This window comes from Kitasatospora sp. NBC_01560, assembly GCF_045208415.1.
Classification (GTDB): domain Bacteria; phylum Actinomycetota; class Actinomycetes; order Streptomycetales; family Streptomycetaceae; genus Kitasatospora.
Window position 1 is genome coordinate 4,079,942 of the sequence record NZ_CP109364.1, and the last position, 22,402, is coordinate 4,102,343.

Sequence of the window (22,402 nt, forward strand, 5' to 3'; positions counted from 1 at the left end):
ACGCTCAGGCCGCCGACAGGCCCTCCGGCAGGGCCGACGCCCGCAGTTCACGGATCAGCGCCCGGACGGCCGCCGTGCCCGCCAGCTCGGGCGTGGTCACGTACCCGACGGAGCGGCTGGGCGGCCGCGGACCGAGATCGGTCACCGCCAGGCCGGGCGGGGCCCCCAGCAGCGCGCTCCGGGGCATGATCGCCATGCCGAGCCCCTGGGAGACGAGCGAGACCGCGATGGTGTCGTCCTCGACGTTGATCGTCCGCGGCGGGATCCAGTCCTGCTCGGCCCACCAGGCCCTGGTGTACGACCCGCAGTTCTCGTCCCAGTCGACCAGCGGCAGCTCGCGCGGCGCCGGATCCCCGGCCCGGTGCGCCAGTGCGTACGTCTCCTCGAACAGCCGGACCGCGATCAGCCCCGGGACGGCCGGGGGACCGCCCGCGTCGAGGGTGGCGAGCCCGAGGTCGGCGCGGCCGTCGGCGACCTCGCCGGCCGTGCCCCGGCCGAGCTCGCGGACGATCCGGACCTGCGGGGTGAGCCCCGGGTGGCGGGCGGTCAGCCGGGCCAGGACGGACGGCAGCAGGTGGGCGGCGACGCTGCGGAAGGCCGCGATCCGCAGCACCCCGGTGATCTCGGCGGACGCCTCCCCGGCGACGGCTCCCCGCACCTCGGGGCCCATCGTCTCCAGCAGGCGCAGGATCCGCCGGGCGTACCCGACGGCCCGCGCGCCGGCGGCCGTGGGGCGTGCGCCGTGGCGCCCGCGGTCGAAGAGCACCGCGCCGAGCTTCCGTTCGCAGGTGCGCACGGCGTGCGACACGGCGGACTGCGTCGTACCGAGGCGCACCGCGGCCGCGGTGAAGCCCCGTTCCTCCTCGACGGCGACCAGGACGCGCAGCTCCTGCGGGGCGAGATCGGGGGCCGGCCCGGATCCCGGCGGGGTGTCGGTCATCCCCCGAACCTACCGGTATCCATCGATCCGGCTCATGGCACCGGCCCTTCCATCGACGCGGACCCCTGCCCGGGGTGGCACCGCACTTCCTACGGTGATCACGTCCACCCCGCCTTCCCCCTCCCAGCACCGGAGCTCCCATGTCCCGCCCCACCGCCACCGCCGTCCACCTGGTCTCCCGCCCGGCCGGCGCCCCCGCCGCCGAGAACTTCGCCTTCGTCCGGGAGACCGTCCCCGCCCTGGCCGACGGCCACGCCCTGGTCGAGAACATCCACCAGTCCGTCGACCCGTACATGCGCGAGGAGATGGACGAGGGCGGCTGGGCGCTGAACGCCCCGCTGGAGGGCCGCGCGCTCGGCCGGATCGTGGAGTCCCGCACCCCGGCCCTGCCCGTCGGCGCCCTGGTCCACCACCGCCGGGCCTGGCGCACCCACTCGGTGGTCGGCGCCACCGAGGCCACCGTGCTGCCCGACTTCGCGGGCGTCCCGCTCACCGCCCACCTGAGCGTGCTCGGCGGCACCGGGCTCTCCGCCTGGGTCGGCCTGACCAGGGTCGCCCTCCTCCAGCCCGGCGAGACGATCTTCATCTCGGCAGCCGCCGGCGGCGTCGGCAGCGCCGCCGGACAGCTCGCCCGGCTGCTCGGCGCCGGCCGGATCATCGGCAGTGCCGGCTCGGCCGCCAAGGTCCGCCACCTCACGGAGAACCTCGGCTTCGACGCCGCCTTCGACTACCACGACGCCCCGATCGCCGACCGGCTCAGCGAGGCCGCGCCCACCGGCCTGGACGTCTACCTCGACAACGTCGGCGGCGACCACCTCGAAGGCGCCATCGCCGCCCTGCGCGACCACGGCCGGATCGCCTGGTGCGGCGCCGTCGCCCAGTACAACCACCGCCAGGACCCGCCCGCCGCCCCGCGCAACCTCTACGACGTGGTCGGCAAGAGCCTGCGCCTGGAGGGTTTCCTCGTCCGCAACCACCTCGACGCCCGCCCCGAGCTGTACGACTTCCTCGTCCCCCACCTGCGCTCCGGCGCCGTCGTCCCGGACGAGACGGTCGTCGAGGGCTTCGAGAACGTGGTCGACGCCTTCCTCGGCATGCTCCGCGGCGCCAACACCGGCAAGATGATCGTCCAGCTCACCGACGCCCCCTGACCTGACCGGCCCGGCGCCGACCGCGCCCACGGACACGACCGGCCCGGCGGAGGCTGCTGCCTCCGCCGGGCCGGTGACGTCCGCGCCCTACCGGCCGCCCCACCGCTCGTCGGTCGGGACGACCTCCCGGCCCAGCGGCATCAGGGAGATGGGGATCAGCTTGAGGTTGGCCCAGCCGAACGGGATGCCGATGATCGAGATGAACAGCGGAATGCTCGTCACCAGGTGCATCAGCGCCAGCCACCACCCCGCGAACACCAACCAGATCACGTTCCCCACACAGGACGGCGCCCCGGCGTCCGGCTTCTCGACGGTGGTGCGCCCGAACGGCCAGAGGACGAAGCCGGCGATCCGGAACGAGGCGATGCCGAAGGGAATCGTGATGATGAGGATGCAGCAGATGATTCCCGCGATCACATAGCCGAGAGCCATCCAGATACCGCAGAAGATCAGCCAGATGGCGTTCAGGACGAACTCGATCACCTTCATGGTGGGCACCCTCTCACGCTGTGCTGCCGGCACCTATGACTGATCCTCCCCGCCCACAGGCGTGTCTACGCGGCAGCTCTGCGCTACAGCGGCGTGACCGCCTTCAGGACCAGCAGCAGCGCCACCGCCGCGTTGAGCGCGCAGAGCGCCGACGCGGCCGTGCCGACCGCCGCCACCATCGCGGCCAGGCCGGCCCGGGAGTGCGCCGGCGGCCAGTTCCGGGCGGCCGGCACCGGGCCGAGCAGGGCGGCCACCCGCCGCGGCACCGGGCCGGGCGTGGCCGCCGGCGCGGCGAAGGCGGCGAACCCGGGGGCCGGTGCCCAGTGCGAGACCAGGGCCGCCCGGGCCACCGCCCGCGCGGTGACCCGCCGGTCGCCGACCGCCTGGGCCGACTCCTCGTCCGCCCAGCGCTCCGCGCTGTAGGCCACCGCGTGCTGGAGGGGCCGGAGGAACGGGTTGACGCAGGCCGCGAGCTGGGTGGCCAGCAGGTGGCGGTGGTGCCGGTGCGCCAGGTGCGCACGCTCGTGGGCGAGCAGCGCCTCGCGTTCGTCGGCGGCCAGCCCGGCCAGCATGCCGGTGGAGACGACCACCCGCCCGGGCGTCCCGGGCAGCGCGTAGGCGTAGGCGGTGTCGTCGGGCAGCACGGCGACGTCGGCGTCGGCCCGGCCCGGCAGGCCGCCCGGCAGTCCGCCACCGAACAGGCCGCCGCCGAACAGGCCGCCGCCGAGGGCCCGCCGGGCCCGGGCCCGGACCCGCAGGTGCCGCAGCACCGTCCGCACCCCGGCCGCGGCCACCACGACCAGCACGCAGAGCGCCGCCGTGCCGACCGTCTCGTGGTACGGCAGCGCCGCCCGCACCTCGGGGTCGGACCAGCTGTCCGGCAGCGGGTTGCCCGGGATCTGGGCGGTGCCCACCACGCCGATCAGGCCGAGGCAGACGGCGCTGCACAGTGCCATCACCGCGCTGATCACGGTCAGCAGCCGGGCCGCGCCCCGCGGGTGCAGGTGCTGCTCGGCCAGCCGGGCGATCGGTACCGCCGTCAGCGGCAGGATGAGCGGGAGGAAGACGAAGACGCCCACCGGTCAGCGCTCGCGATCGGCCGCTGCCGGCTCGGCGGGGGCGCCCGGTACGGTGGCCGCGCCGGCCGGTGCCGGGCCGTCCGGGGCCGCGCTGTCCAGCAGTGTCCGCAGCAGTTCCTCGTCGTGCGGCAGCAGCGCGGTGACGAAGCTGGCCAGCACCGCGTCCCGGTCCGGCTCGCCGTCGAGCATCCGGCGCATCCGCAGCGCGGCCAGCCCGGCCGCGTCGGAGGCGGCCTGCCACAGGTAGGAGCGGCCGGCGCGGGTCCGCGAGACGGCCTTCTTGGCGTGCAGCCGGGACAGGATGGTCATCACCGTGGTGTAGGCCAGGCCGCCGTCCAGGCGCTCCTGCACCCACCCCGCGGTGGCCGGACCGGGCGCCCGCTGGAGCACCGCCAGCACCTGGGCCTCCAGCTCGCCCTGGCCGCGCCGCCGGGCCCGTGGATCCCCGGCCGCCGGGGCGTGCCTCTCCTCTGCCATGACGGCCACTCCCTCCGGATGCCGCGCCCCGCAGCCGGCGGAGCGCGTTCTCATCCTATCGATCGGCCCCCGGCCGCCTCAGGGCCCGCCCGGCCCGGACGGCCCCGCGCCCCGGTCCCGGCCGGCCACCGGCTCCTGCGGCTCGCGCGCGTTCTGCCGCCGGTCCAGCTCGGCGATCGCGGGGTGGTGCAGGTCGAAGGCCGGGCACTCCGAACGGATCCGCGGCAGGGCGACGAAGTTGTGCCGCGGCGGCGGGCAGGAGGTGGCCCACTCCAGCGACCGCCCGTACCCCCACGGGTCGTCGACCGTCACCTTCTCGCCGTACCGGGCGGTGTGCCAGACGTTGTAGAGGAACGGCAGGGTGGAGAGCCCGAGCAGGAACGACCCGATGCTGGAGACGGTGTTCAGCGTGGTGAAGCCGTCCGAGGCCAGGTAGTCGGCGTACCGGCGGGGCATCCCCTCGGCCCCCAGCCAGTGCTGCACCAGGAAGGTGGCGTGGAAGCCCACGAAGAGCGTCCAGAAGTGGATCCGCCCGAGCCGCTCGTCCAGCATCCGTCCGGTGAACTTCGGCCACCAGAAGTGGAAGCCGGCGAACATCGCGAAGACGACCGTCCCGAACACCACGTAGTGGAAGTGGGCGACGACGAAGTACGAGTCGGAGACGTGGAAGTCGATCGGCGGCGCGGCCAGCAGCACCCCGGTCAGCCCGCCGAACAGGAAGGTGACGAGGAAGCCGACCGTCCAGAGCATCGGGGTCTCGAAGCTCAGCGAGCCCCGCCACATGGTGCCGATCCAGTTGAAGAACTTCACCCCCGTCGGCACCGCGATCAGCATCGTCATGATCGAGAAGAACGGCAGCAGCACCTGGCCGGTGACGAACATGTGGTGCGCCCAGACCGTGATCGACAGGCCCGTGATGGCGATCGTCGCCGCGACCAGGCCGGAGTAGCCGAACACCGGCTTGCGGCTGAAGACCGGGATGATCTCGGTGACGATGCCGAAGAACGGCAGGGCGATGATGTACACCTCGGGGTGCCCGAAGAACCAGAACAGGTGCTGCCAGAGCATCGCCCCGCCGTTCGCCGCGTCGAAGACGTGCGAGCCGAACCGGCGGTCCGACTCCAGGCAGAGCAGCGCGGCGGCCAGCACCGGGAACGCGAACAGCACCAGTACCGCGGTGAGCAGGATGTTCCAGACGAAGATCGGCATCCGGAACAGCGTCATCCCCGGCGCGCGGAGGCAGACGATCGTGGTGATGAAGTTGACCGAACCGAGGATGGTGCCGAAGCCCGAGAAGGCCAGGCCCATGATCCACAGGTCGGCGCCGAGCCCGGGGCTGCGCTCGGCGCTGTTCAGCGGCGCGTAGGCGAACCAGCCGAAGTCGGCCGCGCCGTCCGGGGTGAGGAAGCCGAACATCACGATCAGCGAGCCGAACAGGTAGAGCCAGTAGGCGAGCGCGTTGAGCCGGGGGAAGGCCACGTCGGGGGCACCGATCTGCAGCGGCATGATCCAGTTGGCGAACCCGGCGAACAGCGGCGTCGCGAACATCAGCAGCATCACCGTGCCGTGCATCGTGAAGAGCTGGTTGAACTGCTCGTTGGAGAGCAGCTGCAGCCCCGGCCGGGCCAGCTCGATCCGCATCAGCATCGCCATCAGACCGCCGAGCAGGAAGAACAGGAACGCGGTGGTGATGTAGAGGGTGCCGATCTGCTTGTGGTCGGTGGTGGTCAGCCAGCCGACCAGGGCCCGGCCGCGCCGGCGGCGGCGCACCGCGCGCGAGCGGTCGAACCGGGGCGTGCGCGACGGGCGCGGAGCCTGCTCCACGACGTCCTTCGGCAGAAGAGTCACGTGGCGCCTTCCGTAGTCGGGCCGGACGGGGGCCCGGCCCGCCGGTGACCGCCCGCCCGGGCCGACGGGCCGGGCCCGGACAGCGGTCGCCCCACCAGTACCAGGCGGCGGCCGCGACGCCCGTCGGCCGCGCGGGCCCGTCACCCGAACAGCCGCGGCCCGATTGCCCCGCGCCCCGGTCCGGCGGACGGTCGAAGTCCGTACGCCTTTCCGTACGCCTGTTCGGCTGCCGGTCGCGTCATGCCGCCGGCCCGGCTACGGCCCAGGAGGAACCCATGAGCAGCCCAGCGTCGTCGCCCACCCCCGACCAGCCCCCGCCCTGGCGATCCGGCACCGGGGCGCCGCCACCGCCGCCGTCGGTCAACCGGTTCAGCGACTGGGCACCCGGACTGGTGATCTTCGCGGGTGTCCTGATGCTGATCAACGGCTTCATGGAGGCGCTGCGCGGCATCATGGCGGTCGCCGACGACGACCTCTTCGTGACGACCCCGCGCTACGTGTTCCGGTTCGACCTCACCGGGTGGGGCTGGATCCACATCGTGGTGGGCGTGCTGGTCGCGGTGGTCGGTGCGTTCCTCCTCAAGGGCGCCTCCTGGGCCCGCTACGCCGGTATCGTGCTCACCGCGGTGAGCGCCCTGGAGAACTTCCTGGACCTGCCCTACTACCCGTTCTGGTCGATCGTCGTGATCGCCATGGACGTCTTCATCATCTGGGCGCTCTGCGTCTACCGCCCCGACGAGCTCTAGCCCGTGCGGGCGGTCCCCCCGCCGACCGCCGCCGCGCCCGGACCGAGCAGCACCGGTCCCGGGCGCGGCGACGTCCGGCCCGCCCGCAACGGCCCCGCCCCCGTCGCTCCCCGCAGCGGCCCCGGCCCGCCACGGCTCACACCCGGGCGCGCTGGGTGACCGCGATGCAGACCAGCACCGCCCCCGCCGTCAGCGGGGCCGCCGCCGGCAGGTCCTCGCCCAGCAGCAGCACCGACCAGACCAGCGTCAGCAGCGGCTGCGCCAGCTGGAGCTGACTGGCCCGCGGCACCCCGATCGCCGCCATCCCCCGGTACCAGAGCACGAACCCGCAGAACTGCGAGACGACCGCCGTGTACGCCAGCCCGGCCAGCGCCTTCGCACCCAGGTGGACCGGCTCGGCCGGCAGCGCGACCGCCGTGGTCAGCACGGTGACCGGCAGCGAGGCCACCGCCGCCCAGCCGATCACCTGCCACCCCGGGAGCTCCCGGGAGAGCCGCCCGCCCTCCGCGTACCCGGCCGCGCAGACCAGCAGCGCGGCGAACAGGCAGAGGTCCGCGACGGTCGGCCGCCCGTGGCTCTGCACCAGGGTGAAGGTGAGCACCGCCGCCGCCCCGGCCACCGCCGCACCCCAGAACGCCCGGGACGGGCGCCGGCCGGTGCGCACCGCCGCGAACACGGCGGTGGCGAGCGGCAGCACGCCGATGACGACCGCCGAGTGGGCCGTGGACGAGGCCCGCAGGGCCAGCGTGGTGAGCAGGGGGAAGCCGAGCACGCAGCCGGCCGCGACCACGAGCAGCCCGGGCCAGTGCCGCCGCGCGGGGACGGGGACGCGGGCCGCCGCCAGGCAGCCGGCGGCGAGCAGCCCGGCCAGCGCGCCGCGCAGCCCGGTCGACGTCCAGGGGCCGAAGCCGGTCAGGGCCCAGGCGGTGGCCGGGAAGCTGAAGGAGAACGAGAGGACGCCGAGCGCGGCCAGCAGCGTGCCGGAGCCGAAACCCGAGCCGGCGGGCGCGGCAGTCGCGGCCGGCGCGGCGGGTGCAGCAGTCGCGGCGGGTGCGGTGCTCGGCGCCGGGGCGGTCACCGCTCGCGGTGCTATCGCCGCGGGCCGGGTAGCGCTATCTTGTGCTGTCATGAACGAGCGTAGCAGCGTGGGCGATCTCGCGGGAATACTCCGGAGCGAGGTGGAGCGCTACCCCGAGGGGCGGAAGCTGCCGTCGAGCCGGGCCCTGGTCGAGCGCCACCAGGTCAGCCCGGTGACGGTCTCCCGGGCCATCGCCGTACTGGCCGCCGAGGGCCTGGTGGTCTCCCGGCCGGGTGCCGGGGTCTTCCGGGCAGCCGCCTTCGCCGGCACCTCCGGACCGCCGCCCGCCGCCCCGCCGCCCGCCCGGCCGGGCGACCTCTCCTGGCAGGAGGTCGCCCTGAGCGCCGACGGCGGCCTCCGCCTCGACGGCGCCCAGCCGCTGTTCGCCACCCTGAACGTGCCGCCGCCGGACGTGATCGACCTCAACGGCGGCTACCCGCACGCCGCACTGCTGCCGGAGCGGCTGCTCGCCGCCGCACTGGCCCGGGCCGGCCGGCGGCCCGGGGCCTGGGACCGGCCCCCGGTCGACGGGCTGACCGAGCTGCGCGGCTGGTTCGCCCGCGACATCGGCGGCAACAACGGTCCGCTCGGCGCCGGCGACGTCCTGATCACGGCCGGCGGGCAGAGCGCGCTCACCATCGCGCTGCGCTCGTTGGCCGCCCCGGGCGCCCCGGTCCTGGTGGAGTCGCCGACCTACCCCGGCATCCTCGCGGTCGCCCGCGCGGCCGGCCTGCGGGTGGTCCCCGTCCCGGTGGACGAGGACGGGGTGCGGACCGACCAGCTCGCCGCCGCCTTCGACGCCACCCGGGCCCGGCTCTTCGTCTGCCAGCCGCTGTTCCAGAACCCGACCGGCGCGGTGCTCTCCCCCGAACGCCGCACCGAGGTGCTGCGGATCGCCCGCACGGCCGGCGCGTTCGTCGTCGAGGACGACTTCGCCCGCCGGCTCGTGCACACCGACGCCCCCGCGCTGCCCCGGCCGCTCGCCGCCGACGACCCGGACGGCGTCGTGGTGCACCTGCGCTCGCTGACCAAGGCCGCCTCGCCCAACCTGCGGATCGGCGCGCTCACCGCCCGCGGCCCGGCCCTGCAACGGCTGCGGGCCACCCAGGTGGTGGACAGCTTCTTCGTGCCGCGGCCGCTCCAGGAGGCCACCCTGGAGCTGGTGGCCGATCCCGGCTGGGCCCGCCACCTGCGCACCCTCGGCGCCGAGCTCCGGGACCGCCGCACCGCCACCGTGGCCGCGCTCCGCCGCGAGCTGCCCGGCCTGCTCGGCGCGTACCGGCCGGGCGGCTACCACCTGTGGCTGCGGCTGCCCGACGGCACCGACGACACCGCACTCACCGCCGCCGCCCTGCGCGCCGGCGTCCTGATCACTCCCGGCCGGCCCTACTACCCGGCCGAACCGCCGGCCCCGCACCTGCGGCTGAGCTACGCCGCCGCCAACGGCCCGGCGCAGGCCGCCGAGGGCGTCCACCGGCTCCGCCGGGCGTACGAGGAGGTGGTGGGGGCGACACGGGGGTGACCGCCGGGCCGGGGCCGCCGGGCGTGGGCCGCTCCCCCCGGGCGGGCGCGGGAGCCTCAGCCCCGGTAGCCCGCCATCTGCTCCAGCCGGGCGATCCGCTCCGCCATCGGCGGGTGGGTGGAGAAGAGCTTCGCCCCGGCCTCGCCCGGCCGGAACGGGCTGGCGATCATCATGTGACTGGCCGTCTGGAGCTGCGGCTCCGGCGGCAGCGGCAGCTGCCGCGTCCCGGTCTCCAGCTTCCGCAGGGCGCTCGCCAGGGCGAGCGGGTCGCCGGTCATCCGGGCCCCGTCGGCGTCGGCCTGGTACTCGCGGGAGCGGCTGACGGCCAGCTGGATCAGCGAGGCCGCCAGCGGCCCGAGGATCATGATCGCGAGCATCCCGAACAGCCCCGGCCCGTCGTCGTCCTCGCTGCGGCCGAACGGCACCAGCCAGGCGAAGTTCACCAGGAACATCACCACCGAGGCGAGCGCCCCGGCGACCGAGGAGATCAGGATGTCCCGGTTGTAGACGTGGCTCAGCTCGTGCCCGAGCACGCCCCGCAGCTCGCGCTCGTCCAGCAGCTGCAGGATGCCGTCGGTACAGCAGACCGCCGCGTTGCGCGGGTTGCGGCCGGTCGCGAAGGCGTTCGGCGCCGGGGTCGGCGAGAGGTAGAGGCGGGGCATCGGCTGCCGGGCGGAGGTGGAGAGCTCGCGGACGATCCGGTACAGGCGCGGGGCCTCGATCTCGCTGACCGGCCGGGCCCGCATCGCGCGCAGGGCGAGCCGGTCGCTGTTCCAGTACGCGTAGGCGTTGGTGCCGAGCGCGACCAGCAGGGCGATCACGAAGCCGGTGCGGCCGAAGAAGCTGCCGATCACGAGGATCAGCGCCGAGAGGCCGCCGAGCAGTGCTGCGGTCCTCAGTCCGTTGTGCCGGCGGTGCACGGCAGGCCCTCCAATGGTGCGGTGGGGAAGCCCTCTCTGCCTCGTCCCTCTGCACGCTCAACGGGCGAGGCCGTCGGCCTTGTTCCCTTGTGACCAGCGCGACACCCGCTTGCCGCCGGGGCGGCCCGGCGGCCACCGCCGCACACGTCCGCGGCCCGTGCCCCGCCCCCGTGCGGCGGCCGTTCCGGCGGCGCGCCCGGCAGCCACCGTACGGCGGCCTCAGAACAGGGTGCCGCCGACCACCTGGAGGACCAGCTCCGGGGCCACCGAGAGCACCACGGCGGCACCGGCCGTGAGGCCCAGGGTGGCCGCCAGCGACACCGGCAGCCGGCGCCCGGAGTCGGCGGCGGCCGGCGCCGCCGCGTCGGCCGGGGCGAACAGGCGTGCCGTCCAGAGCAGGTAGTAGTACAGCGCGACGACCACGTTGACCGCCATGATCACCGCCAGCCAGCCGAGCCCGGCGTCGACCGCGGCGCGGAACACCACCACCTTGCCGAACAGGCCGATCACGCCGGGCGGCAGCCCCGCCAGGCAGAGCAGGAAGAAGGCGAGCGCCAGGGCCGTCCAGCGGCGCCGGGCGAACAGGCCGCGGAAGTCGTCGACGCTCGTCCCGGCCGTCCGGCCGACCGCGGCGACCACGCCGAAGGCGCCCAGGTTCACCACGCCGTAGATCAGCGCGTAGGCGGCGGTCGCGCCGAGCGCGTCGGTCCCGTCCGGCGCGTACCCGGCGGCGGCGAGCGGGACGAGCAGGTAACCGGCCTGGCCGACGGAGGACCACGCGAGCAGCCGCACCGCGCTGTACCGGGTGTCGAAGCGCTGCCGCAGCGCGCCGACGTTGCCGGCCGTCATGGTGAGGGCGGCCAGCACCGCGAGCACGAGGCCCCAGGTGTGCGCGTACGGGCGGAAGGCGATCGTGGTGACCAGCGCCAGGCCGGACAGGCCCGCCGCCTTGCCGACCACCGAGAGGTAGCCGGCCACCGGCAGCGGGGCACCGACGTAGGTGTCGGGCACCCAGAAGTGGAACGGGACGGCGGCGACCTTGAAGGCGAAGCCGACCAGGGTGAGCACCGCACCGGCCTCGGCCAGCGGCTTCAGCTGCGCAGGGGCGTGCGCCAGGCCGTCGGCGACGGCGCCCAGGTGCAGGCTGCCGCTCGCGGCGTAGACGAAGCCGACGCCGAGCAGCATCACGGCGGTCGCGGTGACGGAGGAGAGGAAGAACTTCAGCGCGGCCTCGGCGCCCCGGCCGTCCCGGCGCAGGGCCACCAGCGCGAAGGCCGGCAGCGAGGCCACCTCCAGCGCGATCACCAGGGTGGCGAGGTCGCGGGAGGCGGGCAGCAGGGCGGCGCCGGTGGCGCTGGACAGCAGCAGGAACCAGTACTCACCGCGCGGCAGCCCCGCGCCGGGGCCGTCGCCGGACGCGCCGTCGGACGCGCTGCCGTCGACGGTGTGCACCGAGAGCAGTGCGGCGATCAGCGCGCCGCCCAGCGCGAGCAGCTGGAAGACCAGCGCGAAGTGGTCGGCGACGTACGAGCAGCCCGCCGCGGCGGAGCCGCCGGGCAGTGCGCTGTCAGTGGCCGCTGCTACGTTCTGCGCACAGAAGGTCGCCCGGGGTGACCCCCCGGTGAGCGGAAGGAGGGCGGCGAGCGCGAGGGCGAGCCCGGCGACGGTGAGCCGGCCGAGCCACCTCTTGTGGCGCTCGGGCAGGAAGAGGTCGGTGACCAGTACGGCGAGGGCTGCCACGGCGGCGATCAGCGGGGGCGCGATCGCCACCCAGTCCACGGACTGGATGAGGCTGCCCGGGTCGGCTACGGCGAGGGAGGTCACAGTGGGCTGCCCCGTGGAGTGAGGTCCGAGTGCGGCGAGCTGGGGTCCGAGCATGCTCAGCCACCCCCGAGGAGGTGCTTGACGGCGGGGTCGGAGAGACCGAGCAGGAGCGCCGGCCAGAGCCCGGCCAGCAGGGTGAGGGCGGCCAGCGGCGTCCAGCTGACGGCCTCGTACGGGCGCAGGTCGGCGAGCTCGGCCACGGGGGCCGGCTGCTTCGGGTCGCCCATGCAGACCCGCCTGACCACGACCAGCAGGTACGCGGCGGTGAGGAGGGTGCCGAGGCCGGCCATGACCATGTAGGTGACGAACGCGGGGCGCGAGAGCCCCTCGGCCGGGTCGAACGCGCCGAACATCGCGAGCAGTTCGCCCCAGAAGCCGGCCAGCCCCGGCAGCCCCAGGCTGGCGACGGCGGCGAAGGCGAGCAGCGCGCCGATCCGCGGCGCCCGGCCGTACAGGGCTCCGCCGGTGGCGCCGGCCACGGTGTCGAGGTCCGCGGTGCCGTAGCGGTCCTTGAGCGCGCCCACCACGAAGAAGAGCAGACCGGTGATCAGACCGTGCGCGATGTTGGCGAACAGCGCGCCGTTGACGCCCACCTGGGTGAGGGAGGCGATGCCGAGCAGCACGAAGCCCATGTGGCCGACGGAGGAGTAGGCGATCAGGCGCTTGAGGTCGCCCTTCGCCCCCGGGCGGGCCAGCGCGAGACAGGCCAGCGAGCCGTAGACGATGCCGACCGCGGCGAACGCGCCCAGGTAGGGGGCGAGCGTCGCGGTGCCGTCGGGGACGACCGGGAGGAGGACGCGAACCAGACCGTACGTGCCCATCTTCAGCAGCACGCCCGCGAGCAGCACGGAGCCGACCGTCGGGGCGGCCGTGTGCGCGTCCGGGAGCCAGCTGTGCAGCGGCCAGGCCGGGGCCTTGACGGCGAGCCCGACCATGATCGCCAGCCCGGCGACCACCTGGGTGGTGTGGCTCAGGCCGTTGCCGTGCGCGGCGGCCAGGGCCTGCATGTCGAAGGTGCCCGCCTTGCTGCCGACCAGCAGGAAGCCGAGCAGCATCACGGCCGAACCGAGCAGCGTGTAGAGGATGAACCGGTTGGCGGCCGGCGCCTTCGCCCCGCTCCCCCAGCGAGCGATCAGGAAATACATCGGGATCAGCACGATCTCGAAGGCCAGGAAGAAGAGCAGCAGGTCCAGCACCGCGAAGGTGGCGAGCATGCCGACTTCGAGGAGGAGGAACAGGCCCACGAACGCCCGGGCCGACGGCACCTCCGCGCCCGCGGGCAGCCGCTTCTCCGAGTACAGCGCGCAGAGGAAGGTGAGCAGCGCGGTCAGCACGATCAGCGGGAGCGAGATGCCGTCCACGCCGAGGTGGAACCGGACGCCGATCGCCGGGATCCAGGACACGTCGGTGGTGGCCTGCATCCTGGCGGGCTCGTCGTGGTCGAAGCCGGCCGCCAGGACGGCGGTCAGCACCAGCACGACACCGGTGACGACGCTGTTCAGCCGCAGCGCGCGCCGGTCGGCGGCGGCCGCGTCCGGGCCGAACACCGGCGCCAGGGTGACGGCGGCCCCGGCCAGCGGCAGCGCCAGGAGGGCGATGAGGACCGCGTTCATCGGGGGCTCCTACGGGCTGCGGCGGTCGGAAGGGCCGGGCGGGCCGACCGGGTCGGGAGGTTCGGCCGGGTCGGGAGAGGGACGTACGGCATCCGCTACACCGCCACCAGGACGGCCAGCAGGACGACGCCGGCGAGCAGCGCGCTGAGGTAGGTCTGCACGTTGCCGGTCTGGGCGAGCCGGACGGCCCGCCCGAGCAGGTTCGCGCCGGCCCCGCTGCCGCGCACGTACGTCTCCACGACCTCGCGGTCGAGGAAGCGGACCAACTGCGCGGCGGCGGCCACCGGGCGGACGAACAGCGCGCTGTACAGCCGGTCGACGCCGAAGCCGTGCCGGGCCGGGCCGAACAGCGGGCCGAGCAGGGTGCGTCCGGGGTCGGCGACGATCACCTCGGCAGCCGGTGCCCCGGCCTGCTCGGGCACCCGGCCGGCCGCTGCGGGGGCGGGCCGGCCGGCCCCGAGCCGCGCCGTGGCGGAGCGCCAGGCGCCGTAGGCGAGCAGCACGCCGGCCACGGCGAGGCCGGTGCCGGTCACGGCGGTCACGGCCGAGGGCCGCAGCGAGCCGCCGTCCAGCAGGGCGGGCAGCCAGCCCGAGCGCAGTCCGGCCACGCCGAAGGCCATGGTCGGGACGGCCAGCACCCAGAGCGGCCAGCGCATCGCGGGCGGCTCGGCCGTGGCCGGGTCGGCCTCGTCCACCTCGGGCGAGTACGGCGCGTCCGCCTCGTGCGCGGCGGGATCCGCGGCGGCCGGGGTCGGGCCGGGTGCCGCCGAAGCGGCTGCGGCCGGGCTGTGGAAGGCCACCAGGAAGAGCCGGGTCGCGTACGCCGCCGTCAGCAGCGCGGTGAGCGCCGCCGAGATCAGCACGATCCACCCGGCCGCCTGCGGGACGGCCGAGGCCGGGCCCACGCCGTTGGTCAGCGCGTCGCCGTTGGCGGCGTGCTCGGCGGCGGTCAGCACCGCCTCCTTGCTGAAGAACCCGGAGAGCGGCGGCAGCCCGATCAGGGCCACCAGGCCGATGCCCATCGTCCAGTAGGCGTCCGGCACGCGATGGCGCAGCCCCGGCATCCGGGACATCTCGGAGATCGAGTTGGTGTGCGCGGCGTGGATCACGACACCGGCCGCGAGGAAGAGCAGCGCCTTGAACGCGCCGTGGCTGACCAGGTGGAAGACGGAGGCCTCGCGGTCGCCGCTGGCCAGCGCCCCGGCCATGTAGCCGAGCTGGCCGACGGTCGAGTAGGCGAGCACCCGCTTCAGGTCGTCCTGGGCGAGCGCGCAGAGCGCCGAACCGATCATCGTCACGGCGGCCATCACCGCCAGCACCACCAGCGCCGCACCGGAGAGCAGGAAGACCGGCAGCAGCCGGGCGACCAGGTAGATGCCGGCCGCGACCATGGTGGCGGCGTGGATCAGCGCGGAGACCGGCGTCGGGCCGGCCATCGCGTCCGGGAGCCAGGTGTGCAGCGGGAACTGCGCGCTCTTGCCGGCCACGCCGGCGAGCAGCAGCAGCGCGATCAGCGTCGGGTGGCCGAGCCGCCCGTCGGTGGCGGCGGCCAGCACGTCCGGGATCCGGAAGCTGCCGGCGTCGGCGCCGAGCAGGAAGATGCCGAACAGGAACGGCACGTCGCCGAGCTTGGTGACCAGGAAGGCCTTCAGCGAGGCCGAGCGGGCGTCGGCCGTCTCCCAGTGGTGGCCGATCAGGAAGTACGAGCAGATGCCCATCACCTCCCAGCCGACCAGCAGCACGATGAGGTCGCCCGAGTAGACGACCAGGAACATCGCGGCCGTGAAGAGCGAGACCAGCGCCGCGTACGACGGGTAGCGCGGGTCGTCCTTCAGGTAGGCGGTCGAGTACACCTGCACGCAGGTGGCGACCAGGCCGACCAGGACGGAGATCAGCGAGGAGTAGCCGTCCAGGTAGAAGCCGAGCGTGATGTCCGGGCCACCGGTCGGGGTGAGCCGGGTGCCGGCGTCCAGCACCTGGCCGGTCCCCAGCTGGAGCGCGACGACCAGGGCCAGCACGGCCGACACGGCGACCGGCACGATCGCCAGCGGCCGGGCCAGACCGGGCACCTTCTTGCCGGTGGCCAGGGTGGCGGCGGCCCCGAGCGCGGGCAGCGCGGGGACGAGGGCGGGCAGGGCGAGGTTCATGCGACGGCCTGGCCCTTCAGCGCCTCGGCTCCGGCCGGTGTCTCCTCGGCCGCGGACTCGGACGGGTCGCCGAGCGCAGTGACCCGGTCGACGTCCGCGGTGCCACGGGCCCGGAACAGCAGCAGCACGATGGCGAGCCCGAGACCGATCTCGGCGGCGGCGATGGTGATGGTGAACAGGGTGAGCGCCTGCCCGGCGTGCAGGGAGTCCCGCAGCCAGGCGTCGAAGGCGACGAGGTTGAGGTTGACGGCGTTGAGCATCAGCTCGACGGACATCAGCACCAGGACGACGTTGCGCCGGGCGAGCACGCCGTAGACGCCGACGCTGAACAGCAGCGCGGCGAGCACGGCGGGGTAGGCGAGATGCATCAGCTCTCCTCCGGCGGGACCGGCGAGGTCGGCAGGACCGGCGGGGTCGGCGAGGCCGGCGCATCCGACGGGACCGACGGGACCGGCGACTCCGCCGCCGGGGCGGGGGCCGCGGGCCTGGGCACCGTCGCGGCGACCGTCCCGTTCGAGCCCACCGGCCGGCCGGCCCGGATCCGCCCGGCCCGAGGCGCCGGCACCCGCCGGGCGTTCCCGCGCGAGAGCACGATCGCGCCGACCAGTGCGGCCAGCAGCAGCACCGAGAGCGCCTCGAAGGGCAGCACCCAGGTGCGGAACAGGCTGGCGCCGGTCACCGCCGCCGAGCCGCCGCCCGCGCCGAGGTCGATCCAGGACGTCCGGAAGGCGTCCACGACGAGCGTGACCAGCGTGCCGCCCGAGGCCAGCGCGACCACCAGGGCGACCCAGCGGTTGCCCGAGTCGGCGTCCGGCGAGCGCCCGATCGGCGCCCGGGTGAGCATCAGCCCGAACAGCACCAGGACGACCACCGAGCCGAGGTAGATCAGCACCTGCACCCAGGCGATGAACTCGGCCGTGAGCAGCAGGAACTCCACGGCGAGCCCGCCGAGCGCGGCCACCAGCCAGAGCGCGGCGTGCACCAGCTGCTTGGTGGTGACGGCCACGACGGCGGAGCCGAGCACGGCGATGCCGACCAGCAGGAAGACGATCTCGACCCCGGTCGGGGAGAGGAAGGAGCGCGCGGCCGGGTCCAGCGACCCGGTCGCGGCGAGCAGGGTGGCACTCATTCCGCGTCACCCTCCGTTCCAGCAGCCTCGGCGGCCTCCGCAGCCTCGGCGGCCTTGACCGCGGCGGCCACCAGCTTGTCCGCCGCCTTGCGGGCGGTGGCGATCTCCTTGGGCTCCTCGGCCGCCGGGTCCAGCGCCGGCGGCGCGGGGACGGTCCACATCCACTCGCGGAGCTTGTCCCGCTCGTGGGTCAGCTCCAGGATGTCGGTCTCCGCATACTCGAACTCCGGCGACCAGAACAGCGCGTCGAACGGGCACACCTCGATGCAGATCCCGCAGTACATGCAGAGCGAGAAGTCGATCGCGAACCGGTCCAGCACGTTGCGGGTGCGGGCGCGCGCGTTCGGGTCGGCGGCGGGCAGCGTCTCCTTGTGGGAGTCGATGTAGATGCACCAGTCCGGGCACTCACGGGCGCAGAGCATGCAGACCGTGCAGTTCTCCTCCAGCAGGGCGATCACGCCGCGCGAACGCGGCGGCAGCACGGGCTGGACCTCGGGGTACTGCGCGGTGACGCTCTTCCTCGTCATCGTCCGGAGGGTGACGGCCAGGCCCTTGGCCAGGCCGGCGCCGGGGAAGCTCATGCGCCCGCCTCGCTCTGCTCGGCAGGGGCGTCCGCCCGTGCGCGCCTGTCAGTGCTGGTCTCTCCCACGGCCTCCGGCCGGGGGTGTCCCCACCGCGTGGTCATGAGATCGCCACCTTGATGATGCCGGTGAGGGCGAGCTGGACGAGGGCGAGCGGGATCAGCACGATCCACGCGAACTTCATCAGCTGGTCCTCGCGCAGTCGCGGGTAGGTGACCCGCAGCCAGATCACCACGAAGGCCAGCGCGAAGGTCTTCAGGATCGTCCAGAGCCAGCCGAGCTGGTCCGGCAGCGGGCCGTGCCAGCCGCCCAGGAAGAGCACCGCGGTCAGTGCGGAGACGACCAGGATGCCCACGTACTCGGAGAGCAGGAAGAGCGCGAAGCGCAGGCCGGTGTACTCGGTGTACGCGCCGAAGATGATCTCCGAGTCGGCCACCGGCATGTCGAACGGCGGGCGCTGAAGTTCGGCCAGGCCGGCCGTGAAGAACACGAACGCGCCGATGATCTGCCACGGGATCCAGTACCACTGCCAGGCGTCCACGATCCCGGGCAGCGAGAGCGTCCCGGCCGCCATCGCCACGGAGGCGGCGGCGAGCACCATCGGCAGCTCGTAGGACATCAGCTGGGCGGCCGTCCGCAGACCGCCGAGCAGCGAGAACTTGTTCGCCGAGGCCCAGCCGGCCATCAGCTTGCCGATCACGCCGACGCCCATCACGGCGAGCACGAAGAAGAGCCCCGCGTCCACGGCCTGGCCGACGAAGCCGTCCGGGCCGACCGGGACAGCGAGCAGCACGAACAGGTACGGCAGCAGCGAGACGGCGGGCGCCAGCTGGAAGATCCGCCGGTCGGCGTCGGCCGGGACGATGTCCTCCTTCTGCGCGAACTTCACGCCGTCGGCGACGAGCTGCGCCCAGCCGTGGAAGCCTCCGGCGTACATCGGGCCGAGCCGGCCCTGCATGTGCGCCATCACCTTGTGCTCGGTCTGGCCGATGACCAGCGGGAGGGTGAGGAAGACGACGAGGGTGGCGACGCAGCGCAGCAACGTGTCGAGCAGGTTCACGCGCTGTCCCCGTCCTGGTCGGCCGGCTCGGCCGGGTTCTCGTTCCGCCCGCCCCGGGACGTCCCGTCCCCGGGCTCGGCACCCTCGGGCTCGGCACTCTTCGGCTCGGCACCGTGCGGCCGGTCACCCTGCGGCTCGTCGTGCGCGGGCACGGCGTGGTGCCAGGGCGCGTCCGCGGACTGCGTCCGGGCCGGCCGCTCCGGCTTCGCCTCGGCAGGTGCCCCGGGAGCACCCTCGGCGGCTGCCTCGGGGGCGCCCTCGGCGGCTGCCTGGCTCGCGGAGCCCTCGGAGACCGACCTGGTCCGGCGCGGCCGGTCGACGCGCACCGGCGGGGCGGCGGTCTCCGCCGCACCCTCCGCCGGCCCGGCGGCCTGCGCCGCCTCGTCGGCCTGGCTCACCGAGCCGTCGCCGACCGTCCTGGTGCGGCGCGGCCGGTCGGCCCGCACCGCGGGCCCGCCCTCGGCCGGCGCCGCACCGGCACCCGCCGCACCCGCGGCGGCCCGCGGCGTACGCGCCGCCGCGCCCGCCGCCCGGGCACCGCGCGCGGGCCGCTCGGCGACGGGCGGCAGGGTGCCCTTGAGCGGCCCCCACTCGTTCGGGTCGGGCACGCCGGGCGGCTGCATCTTGCGCCGCGCCGGCCCGTCGCCGTGGTCGGACTCGCCCGGCTCCTTGGCGCCCGGCCAGGCCTTGGCGACCCGGGCCGCGAGCACGAACTCCTTGCGCAGCGGGTGCCCCTCGAAGCCGTCCGGCAGCAGCAGGGTGGCGAGGTAGGGGTGGCCGGGGAAGTCGATGCCGAACATCTCGTGCGTCTCGCGCTCGTGCCAGGCGGCACCGGCGTAGACCGCGACGGCGGTCGGCAGGGCGGCCGCGTCGCGCGGCACCCGGGTGCGCAGCGCCAGGTGGCGCACGCCCGGGGCGTCGACGGAGGCCAGGTGGGCGACCACGGAAAAACCGTCGGCCAGCTCGTCGACGGCGCTCAGCCAGTCGAAGAAGCCCAGCCCCAGCGTGTCCCGGGCCGCGGTGAGCGCCTCGATCCAGTGCTCGGCGGGCACGTCGACGGTGATCAGCCCGTACGCCTCGGCGCCGGTGGCCCACTCGCCGACCGACGCCGCGTACTGCTCGGCCGTGCTCACGAGACGCCTCCTTCGGACGCGGCGGGGCGCTCGGTCGGGCTCTCGGTCGCGGGCCCCGCCACCAGCGGGCGGCGCAGCGCGGCGTCCGGCGCGGCGTACCGCTCGGGCAGCGACTCGGCGGCGATCTTCTCCTGGAGCTTGAGGATGCCCTGGAGCAGCGCCTCGGGCCGCGGCGGGCAGCCGGGCACGTAGACGTCGACGGGGATGATCTGGTCCACGCCCTTGGTGACGGAGTAGGAGTCCCAGTAGGGGCCTCCCGAGTTGGAGCAGGCGCCGAAGGAGATGACGTACTTCGGCTCGGGCATCTGCTCGTAGAGGCGCTTCACGGCGGGGGCCATCTTGTCGGTGACCGTCCCCGAAACGATCATCAGATCGGCCTGCCGGGGGCCCGGCGCGAACGGGATGACACCCATGCGGATGAAGTCGTGCTTGGCCATGGAGGCGGCGATGAACTCGATCGCGCAGCAGGCCAGGCCGAAGTTGAAGCACCAGAGGCTGTAGCGGCGTCCCCAGTTGAGGACCACCTTGACCGGGTCCGGCGCGAGCCGGGCCAGCGGGCCGAGGCCGCGCCGCTCGACGGCCGCACCGGGGCGTGCCGGGTCCGGCAGTCCCAGCGGGACCGGGCCTCCGGCGGCACCGTGCGCGTGCGCGTGGTTGTGCGTCACGTCCATTCCAGCACGCCCTTCCTCCAGGCGTAGAGCAGCCCGACCGCGAGGAAGCCGATGAAGACGAACATCTCGATCAGCGTCCCGGCGCCGTATCCGGCGGAGGCGAAGACGGTCGCCCACGGGAACAGGTAGATCGCGTCGACCGCGAAGATCACGTACAGAAAGGCGTAGACGTAATAGCGGACCTGGGTGTGCGCCCAGTCCTCCCCCACCGGGTCCACGCCGCACTCGTAGGCGAGGAGTTTCTCCGGCGAGTACACCACCGGCCGCAGGAGCCGGTTGGCGGTGAACGCCACGGCGACGAAGAGCACGCCGACCACGGCGAGCAGGCCCATCGCGGCATACGCGTCGAAGTAGCCGCTACCGACCGCCGGGTCGGCAGCAACGGCAGCTGCCGGCTGCCCCTCCATGCCACTCGCCTCCACATCGGCCGTGGAAACCGCCCGTCGGGGCAGTTCTACGACGTTTCTTTACACGGTCATAACCTTCGCCAATGCGTGAGTCTAAGTGCACCGCCGCGCAGCGCCGTACCCCGCCCGATCCGCAAGACGACCGGTGGACACCTCGCGGACGCCGCTCCGGCTCCCCGCGGCCGGACGGTCCCGTTCCGGGGGTGGGGATAACCCCCGGCCGGGAGGACGTATCACCCCCATGGCCCTGGCGGCCCCTTTCCGGGGAAGCTGGGGATCACCAGCTCGACCGACAGGAACGGTAGATCCAGATGAAGTCTCTGCACCGCCGCGCGGCGGACGCCACCGAGGAGCAGGGCGCGCAGACGGAACGCGCTCCCCTGTACGGCGCGCGGATGTGGCGGCAGGCCGGCCAGCTGATGCTCAACCTGCCGCTCGGCATCGCGGGGTTCGTCTTCACCGTCGTGATGCTCTCGGTCGGCCTCGCCCTCTCCGTCACGGTGATCGGCCTGCCGCTGCTGGCCGCCGGACTGGCCGGCTGCCGCGGGCTGGGCGCCGTCGCCCGCCGCCGGGCCCGGTGGGTGCACGGCTCCGCGGTGAGCGAGCCCGAGCCGGTCCAGCGGCCCCGGCCGGGCGTCACGGGCTTCGCGATCGCGCACCTCACCGATGCGCTGAGCTGGCGCTCGGCCCTCTACAACGTGCTGCTGCTGCCCTGGGGCCTGCTGAGCTTCGCGGTGACGCTGATCTGCGTGATCATCGGCTGGCCGGCCCTGCCCTGGGTGGTCCGCTTCGAGGCGGCGATCGACCGGATGCTGGTCGAGACCCTGCTGCACCAGGGCGCCCTGTCCGAGCGGGTGCGCGAGCTGGAGGACGACCGCGGCACCGTGGTCGACACCGCGGCCGCCGACCTGCGCCGGATCGAGCGCGACCTGCACGACGGGGCCCAGGCCCGGCTGGTGGCGCTGGCGATGGACCTCGGCCTGGCCAAGGAGCGGCTGCGGGAGACCGAGACGCCGGAGGACGTGCAGGCCGCCGCCAGGATGGTCGACAACGCGCACGGCGAGGTGAAGCTCGCCCTCCAGGAGCTGCGTGACCTCGCCCGCGGGATCCACCCGGCGGTGCTCACCGACCGCGGCCTGGACGCGGCGCTCTCCGCGGTGGCCGCCCGCTGCACGGTGCCCGGCGGGGTCAAGGTGAACGTCGAGCTGAAGGGTGCGGACGGCACGGTGGAACGCCCGGACTCCGCGGTCGAGGGAATCGCCTACTTCACCGTGAGCGAGCTGCTGACCAACGTCTCCAAGCACTCCGGCGCCCGCTCGGCCACGGTCGACGCCTGGCGGGCCGGGGACCAGCTGATGCTGCTCGTCCAGGACGACGGCAAGGGCGGCGCGGCGCCGTACCCGGGCAGCGGCCTCGGCGGGCTGGCGGAGCGGATCCGGGCGGTCGACGGCGTCTTCCTGGTGGAGAGCCCGCACGGCGGGCCGACCACCGTCACCGTCGAGCTCCCCTGGCACACCCGCGCCGCCCGCCGCTGACCCGCGACCACCGCCGGGGCGGCCGCCGGACACGGAACGCCGCCGGCCCGGA

Annotated in this window: 21 protein-coding genes; 4 read left to right on the forward strand and 17 right to left on the reverse strand. The window is 74.4% G+C overall.

Annotated features, from left to right (window positions below; translation table 11 throughout):
* Positions 1–4: 4 nt before the first annotated feature.
* Positions 5–940 carry a LysR family transcriptional regulator gene (locus OH807_RS17610; protein WP_406199666.1) on the reverse strand — a complete coding sequence of 312 codons (936 nt, stop codon included), beginning with the start codon at positions 938–940 and terminating at the stop codon, positions 5–7.
* 140 nt (positions 941–1,080) lie between these two features.
* On the opposite strand from OH807_RS17610, the gene OH807_RS17615 reads away from it, so the two are divergent.
* On the forward strand, positions 1,081–2,091 hold the full coding sequence (locus OH807_RS17615) for an NADP-dependent oxidoreductase (protein ID WP_406199669.1): 1,011 nt from the start codon (positions 1,081–1,083) through the stop codon (positions 2,089–2,091).
* Positions 2,092–2,178: 87 nt separating this feature from the next.
* On the opposite strand, the gene OH807_RS17620 is transcribed toward OH807_RS17615, so the two are convergent.
* The 4 genes from OH807_RS17620 to ctaD all read right to left on the reverse strand — a co-directional run bounded on the left by OH807_RS17620 (position 2,179) and on the right by ctaD (position 5,906).
* Complete coding sequence (locus tag OH807_RS17620; RefSeq protein ID WP_406199671.1) at positions 2,179–2,580, reverse strand: YccF domain-containing protein; 402 nt, start codon at positions 2,578–2,580, stop codon at positions 2,179–2,181.
* A gap of 83 nt (positions 2,581–2,663) precedes the next feature.
* The gene (locus tag OH807_RS17625) at positions 2,664–3,659 is read right to left on the reverse strand and encodes a M48 family metalloprotease (protein ID WP_406199673.1); all 996 of its coding nucleotides are present in this window, start codon (positions 3,657–3,659) and stop codon (positions 2,664–2,666) included.
* Between the two features lie 3 nt (positions 3,660–3,662).
* On the reverse strand, positions 3,663–4,136 hold the full coding sequence (locus OH807_RS17630; protein ID WP_406199676.1) for a BlaI/MecI/CopY family transcriptional regulator: 474 nt from the start codon (positions 4,134–4,136) through the stop codon (positions 3,663–3,665).
* A 78-nt stretch (positions 4,137–4,214) separates the two neighbouring features.
* Positions 4,215–5,906, reverse strand: coding sequence for a cytochrome c oxidase subunit I (gene ctaD, locus OH807_RS17635; RefSeq protein WP_406211051.1), 1,692 nt, complete (start codon positions 5,904–5,906; stop codon positions 4,215–4,217).
* 353 nt (positions 5,907–6,259) lie between these two features.
* Between ctaD and OH807_RS17640 the strand changes: the two genes are divergently transcribed.
* Positions 6,260–6,730, forward strand: a complete 471-nt coding sequence (locus tag OH807_RS17640; protein ID WP_406199679.1) for a hypothetical protein — start codon at positions 6,260–6,262, stop codon at positions 6,728–6,730.
* Positions 6,731–6,866: 136 nt separating this feature from the next.
* Here OH807_RS17640 and OH807_RS17645 read toward each other — a convergent pair whose 3' ends face one another.
* Entirely contained in the window at positions 6,867–7,859 is a 993-nt protein-coding gene (locus OH807_RS17645) for a DMT family transporter (RefSeq protein WP_406199681.1), read from the reverse strand.
* On the opposite strand from OH807_RS17645, the gene OH807_RS17650 reads away from it, so the two are divergent.
* The gene (locus OH807_RS17650; RefSeq protein ID WP_406199683.1) at positions 7,858–9,330 is read left to right on the forward strand and encodes a PLP-dependent aminotransferase family protein; all 1,473 of its coding nucleotides are present in this window, start codon (positions 7,858–7,860) and stop codon (positions 9,328–9,330) included. The genes OH807_RS17645 and OH807_RS17650 overlap by 2 nt on opposite strands.
* Positions 9,331–9,386: 56 nt before the next feature.
* On the opposite strand, the gene htpX is transcribed toward OH807_RS17650, so the two are convergent.
* From htpX to OH807_RS17705, 11 genes are all read right to left on the reverse strand, one after another.
* Positions 9,387–10,250: a zinc metalloprotease HtpX gene (gene htpX / locus OH807_RS17655; RefSeq protein ID WP_406199685.1), complete on the reverse strand. Its 864-nt coding sequence runs from the start codon at positions 10,248–10,250 to the stop codon at positions 9,387–9,389.
* Positions 10,251–10,469: 219 nt separating this feature from the next.
* Positions 10,470–12,128, reverse strand: a complete 1,659-nt coding sequence (locus OH807_RS17660) for an NADH-quinone oxidoreductase subunit N (RefSeq protein WP_406199687.1) — start codon at positions 12,126–12,128, stop codon at positions 10,470–10,472.
* A gap of 2 nt (positions 12,129–12,130) precedes the next feature.
* Positions 12,131–13,687: a NuoM family protein gene (locus OH807_RS17665; RefSeq protein ID WP_406199689.1), complete on the reverse strand. Its 1,557-nt coding sequence runs from the start codon at positions 13,685–13,687 to the stop codon at positions 12,131–12,133.
* 95 nt (positions 13,688–13,782) lie between these two features.
* Entirely contained in the window at positions 13,783–15,834 is a 2,052-nt protein-coding gene (locus OH807_RS17670; RefSeq protein WP_406199692.1) for an NADH-quinone oxidoreductase subunit L, read from the reverse strand.
* On the reverse strand, positions 15,831–16,202 hold the full coding sequence (gene nuoK / locus OH807_RS17675) for an NADH-quinone oxidoreductase subunit NuoK (RefSeq protein WP_406199695.1): 372 nt from the start codon (positions 16,200–16,202) through the stop codon (positions 15,831–15,833). Before nuoK ends, OH807_RS17670 begins: the two co-directional genes overlap by 4 nt.
* On the reverse strand, positions 16,202–16,963 hold the full coding sequence (locus OH807_RS17680) for an NADH-quinone oxidoreductase subunit J (RefSeq protein WP_406199697.1): 762 nt from the start codon (positions 16,961–16,963) through the stop codon (positions 16,202–16,204). The genes nuoK and OH807_RS17680 overlap by 1 nt, the downstream gene beginning before the upstream one ends.
* Positions 16,960–17,544, reverse strand: coding sequence for a NuoI/complex I 23 kDa subunit family protein (locus OH807_RS17685; protein WP_406199699.1), 585 nt, complete (start codon positions 17,542–17,544; stop codon positions 16,960–16,962). Before OH807_RS17685 ends, OH807_RS17680 begins: the two co-directional genes overlap by 4 nt.
* 100 nt (positions 17,545–17,644) lie before the next feature.
* Complete coding sequence (gene nuoH / locus OH807_RS17690) at positions 17,645–18,598, reverse strand: NADH-quinone oxidoreductase subunit NuoH (protein ID WP_406211053.1); 954 nt, start codon at positions 18,596–18,598, stop codon at positions 17,645–17,647.
* A 2-nt stretch (positions 18,599–18,600) separates the two neighbouring features.
* Entirely contained in the window at positions 18,601–19,737 is a 1,137-nt protein-coding gene (locus OH807_RS17695) for an NADH-quinone oxidoreductase subunit C (protein ID WP_406199702.1), read from the reverse strand.
* Positions 19,734–20,408, reverse strand: coding sequence for an NADH-quinone oxidoreductase subunit B (locus OH807_RS17700; RefSeq protein ID WP_406199704.1), 675 nt, complete (start codon positions 20,406–20,408; stop codon positions 19,734–19,736). Before OH807_RS17700 ends, OH807_RS17695 begins: the two co-directional genes overlap by 4 nt.
* Positions 20,399–20,815, reverse strand: a complete 417-nt coding sequence (locus OH807_RS17705; RefSeq protein WP_406199706.1) for an NADH-quinone oxidoreductase subunit A — start codon at positions 20,813–20,815, stop codon at positions 20,399–20,401. The genes OH807_RS17700 and OH807_RS17705 overlap by 10 nt, the downstream gene beginning before the upstream one ends.
* 395 nt (positions 20,816–21,210) lie before the next feature.
* On the opposite strand from OH807_RS17705, the gene OH807_RS17710 reads away from it, so the two are divergent.
* Positions 21,211–22,350, forward strand: a complete 1,140-nt coding sequence (locus tag OH807_RS17710) for a sensor histidine kinase (RefSeq protein ID WP_406211055.1) — start codon at positions 21,211–21,213, stop codon at positions 22,348–22,350.
* The last annotated feature ends 52 nt before the right edge of the window (positions 22,351–22,402 follow it).

What these genes read in the sequence shown, in the direction of transcription:
- nuoK (WP_406199695.1), bottom strand. Translation starts at nt 16,202, where the DNA reads ATGCATCTCGCCTACCCCGCCGTGCTCGCCGCGCTGCTGTTCAGCGTC.
- OH807_RS17630 (WP_406199676.1), bottom strand. Translation starts at nt 4,136, where the DNA reads ATGGCAGAGGAGAGGCACGCCCCGGCGGCCGGGGATCCACGGGCCCGG.
- OH807_RS17705 (WP_406199706.1), bottom strand. Translation starts at nt 20,815, where the DNA reads ATGGAGGGGCAGCCGGCAGCTGCCGTTGCTGCCGACCCGGCGGTCGGT.
- OH807_RS17615 (WP_406199669.1), top strand. Translation starts at nt 1,081, where the DNA reads ATGTCCCGCCCCACCGCCACCGCCGTCCACCTGGTCTCCCGCCCGGCC.
- OH807_RS17665 (WP_406199689.1), bottom strand. Translation starts at nt 13,687, where the DNA reads ATGAACGCGGTCCTCATCGCCCTCCTGGCGCTGCCGCTGGCCGGGGCC.
- OH807_RS17640 (WP_406199679.1), top strand. Translation starts at nt 6,260, where the DNA reads ATGAGCAGCCCAGCGTCGTCGCCCACCCCCGACCAGCCCCCGCCCTGG.
- OH807_RS17660 (WP_406199687.1), bottom strand. Translation starts at nt 12,128, where the DNA reads ATGCTCGGACCCCAGCTCGCCGCACTCGGACCTCACTCCACGGGGCAG.
- OH807_RS17610 (WP_406199666.1), bottom strand. Translation starts at nt 940, where the DNA reads ATGACCGACACCCCGCCGGGATCCGGGCCGGCCCCCGATCTCGCCCCG.
- OH807_RS17650 (WP_406199683.1), top strand. Translation starts at nt 7,858, where the DNA reads ATGAACGAGCGTAGCAGCGTGGGCGATCTCGCGGGAATACTCCGGAGC.
- OH807_RS17670 (WP_406199692.1), bottom strand. Translation starts at nt 15,834, where the DNA reads ATGAACCTCGCCCTGCCCGCCCTCGTCCCCGCGCTGCCCGCGCTCGGG.
- OH807_RS17645 (WP_406199681.1), bottom strand. Translation starts at nt 7,859, where the DNA reads ATGACAGCACAAGATAGCGCTACCCGGCCCGCGGCGATAGCACCGCGA.
- OH807_RS17710 (WP_406211055.1), top strand. Translation starts at nt 21,211, where the DNA reads ATGTGGCGGCAGGCCGGCCAGCTGATGCTCAACCTGCCGCTCGGCATC.
- OH807_RS17685 (WP_406199699.1), bottom strand. Translation starts at nt 17,544, where the DNA reads ATGAGCTTCCCCGGCGCCGGCCTGGCCAAGGGCCTGGCCGTCACCCTC.
- OH807_RS17700 (WP_406199704.1), bottom strand. Translation starts at nt 20,408, where the DNA reads ATGGACGTGACGCACAACCACGCGCACGCGCACGGTGCCGCCGGAGGC.
- OH807_RS17680 (WP_406199697.1), bottom strand. Translation starts at nt 16,963, where the DNA reads ATGAGTGCCACCCTGCTCGCCGCGACCGGGTCGCTGGACCCGGCCGCG.
- OH807_RS17620 (WP_406199671.1), bottom strand. Translation starts at nt 2,580, where the DNA reads ATGAAGGTGATCGAGTTCGTCCTGAACGCCATCTGGCTGATCTTCTGC.